We start from the raw sequence: 2,759 nt of genomic DNA on the forward strand, positions 1-2,759 counted from the left end.
CGGTATCGGGCGGCTGACGCGCCATCAGGTCCGGTTCACGCTGCTGCTGATCGGGGCCGGGTGGGGCACCCTGCGTGAAAGCCTGCGGCCCAATTCATGGCGCAGGCCGGTCCTGTATGAATTCCGGGCGACGCTGCGGCAGGTGATTGGCGGCGGTTTCCTGAGCATCGTGATCACGGCGACCCTGACGGGACTCATGGTCGTGTCGCAGGCGGCATACTGGCTTGGCTATGCCGGAATGGCGCAGATGACGGGCTCCATTCTGGTTTCGGTGCTGGTGCGTGAAATCTCGCCCATCCTTGTGGGCATCATCCTGATGGGGCGCAGCGGCATGCTGTCCCTGACCGAGATCGGGATGCTGGTGCTGGGCGGTGAGGTGCGGGGCCTGCAGGCGCGCGGCATCGACCCCTTCCTGGCGCTGGTCATGCCGCGTACGTTCGCGTTCACGGTGGGTGGATTCACGCTGGGCATGATCTTTTCCGTCGTGTCGCTGCTCATGGGCTTCGTGGTGGCCCATGCCAACGGGGCCATCACATCATCGGTGTGGACATTCTTCTTCAACGTCCTGACCGCCATGACGACATGGGATTATCTGGTCATTCCGCTGAAATTCGTGCTGGTCGGTTTCTTCGTGGGGCTGGGCGCGTGCATCTCGGGCCTGACGGTCAGCAGCAATGACACGATGGCCACCATCATGCCGCGTGGCTTCGCGCGCGGGATCATGCTGGTGCTGGTGGTCAATATCCTCTTCATGCTGGATTTCTGATCATGACAGCAAACGCTCCCTTGCTGGAACTGCGCAACGCCGTACCTTCGTTCGAGGAAAGCGGCCTCATGCCCGCGCCCTACAACCTGCGCATGATGCCCGGTGAATGCGTGGTGATCGACTGCCGCGACAGCGCGCGGGCCGCCATCTTCGCGGATATATGCTCGGGCATGGTCGCGCTCACGCAGGGCAGCGTCAGTTTCATGGGGCTGGACTGGAGCACGCTGCGCGACAGGCAGCTCAACGCGCTGCGGGGGCGCATCGGCCGCATTTCACGCCACGGAAGCTGGCTCAACCTGTTTGGCACGCATCTCAACATCATGCTGCCGCAGCTTTACCATACGACCGATACGTTCGAGGATGTGGTGGAGCACGCCACCCAGCTGGGCTACGCCTTTGGCCTGCCCGGCCTGCCCATTACCGCGCCGGACCGCCTTTCGGCCGCGGATCTGGCGCGCGCGGCCTGTGTGCGGGCGTTCCTCGGGCGGCCGGAACTGCTGGTGCTGGAAGACATATCCGACACCCTGCCAGAAGAAAGCGTGCTGCCGTTTTTTGAAACGATCACCGCCGCGCGGGACCGGGGCTGCGGGGTGTTATGGTTCGTCCGCTCCACGGCGGCGTGGCGTGAATATCGCAAGGCGGTGAATCTCCACATGCGCCTTCTTGACGAAGGTCTTTTTCCCATGCGGGTGGTGTAATGGTCCAGAAACAACAGTCAGACGGGCTCCGGCAACTGGTGCGTGTCCGTTACGCGGATGAATGGGTCGGGGTTCTTGTCCTGATCTCCCTTGTCATCCTGTTCGGCGCCGTGATCGAGGCCGGTGTGCTGCATGACTGGCTGACACCGGCGGGCCGGCTGCGGATCGTCCTGCCGGAAAATGGCGTCAGCGGCCTGTCCGTGGGCGATGACCTGGAGGTGATGGGCATTCACGCGGGGACGGTGCGGCGCGTGCGCATCAACCCCTCGGGCGGCATGTACGCCATCGCGGAAATCGATCCTGACATCGAACCCTATATCCGCCGCGACAGCACCGCCATCATCCGCAAGCGCTTCGTGGTGGCCGGGGCCAGCTACATCGACATCTCGCGCGGGGTGGGGGACAAGCTGAACTGGAGCTATGCCGTGCTGAGCGCCACCAACGCGCCCAACCCGGCGGACACCATCACCCAGACCTTCAGCGACATCCGCGATCGCGTCATCCCCGTTCTCGATAACGCCCAGCACATGATGGCGACACTGGATGCGACCATTACCGACATGCACGCGGGCAAGGGTTCCATCGGGCGTCTCATGACCAATGATGACCTGATCCGCCAGGCCGAACAGATGATCACGACGCTTGACGCCACGATCGGCCAGCTCACCCCCATTGAAAAGCAGCTTGCCAGCGTGATGGACAAGGCCAACGCCAGCATGACCAACGTGCAGAAAGCCACGGGTGACCTGAGCAACGCGACGCCCGCCATCACCCGCAACCTTCAGGACGCCAGCCAGCAGCTTCCGGTGCTTCTGGTGCAGGCGCAGAGCACGGTCGCCAGCCTGGAGAAGCTGGTCGATCAGATGCGCGGGCTGTGGATACTGGGCGGCAGTTCGAAAAAGGTGACGCACGGGCACCGCCTCCCGGCGCAGAGGGTGCAGCCATGAGTATGAATAAAAACTGTGCGACCGTGGCGCTCGCCCTGGTGCTGGCGGGCTGTGGCGGGGGGCAGCAGGCCGCCTCCCCCACGGATACGACGCTGTCGCAGGCCATGGACACGGCGGGCGAAGCCGTGGGTCTTGACCGCCTTGCGGTGGCGGAACAGCAGTATCGTACCGCGGGCGAGCGCGCATTGGCGCGCGATGACGTGACGGCGATAGGGGATTCCGGCTATAATCTGGCCACGGTCCAGCTTGACGCCAACAGGCCGCAGGACGCGCTGGACACCATCGCGGCGACGCAGGCGGCGCTGGCGGTACGCGGGCAGTCCGGCGATGATGCCGGGCTGGATCTGG

General features: G+C 64.2%; 3 protein-coding genes and 1 pseudogene. All 4 read left to right on the forward strand.

The window, feature by feature from the left end:
• A partial coding sequence (locus JCM25156_RS12975) for an MlaE family ABC transporter permease (protein ID WP_025813412.1) occupies positions 1 to 766 on the forward strand: 766 nt, incomplete at its 5' end.
• Positions 767 to 768: 2 nt separating this feature from the next.
• A complete protein-coding gene (locus JCM25156_RS12980; protein WP_025813414.1) occupies positions 769 to 1,464 on the forward strand; it encodes a P-loop NTPase family protein in 696 nt (231 codons plus the stop codon).
• Entirely contained in the window at positions 1,464 to 2,411 is a 948-nt protein-coding gene (locus tag JCM25156_RS12985; RefSeq protein WP_025813416.1) for an MlaD family protein, read from the forward strand. The genes JCM25156_RS12980 and JCM25156_RS12985 overlap by 1 nt, the downstream gene beginning before the upstream one ends.
• A pseudogene (locus JCM25156_RS12990) lies at positions 2,408 to 2,759 on the forward strand (hypothetical protein); the annotation flags it as partial. The gene JCM25156_RS12985 and the pseudogene JCM25156_RS12990, both read left to right, overlap by 4 nt.

It is taken from the genome of Komagataeibacter kakiaceti JCM 25156 (genome assembly GCF_000613305.1).

Coding starts and splice junctions, on each gene's coding strand:
- JCM25156_RS12980 (WP_025813414.1), top strand. CDS start 769: ATGACAGCAAACGCTCCCTTGCTGGAACTGCGCAACGCCGTACCTTCG.
- JCM25156_RS12985 (WP_025813416.1), top strand. CDS start 1,464: ATGGTCCAGAAACAACAGTCAGACGGGCTCCGGCAACTGGTGCGTGTC.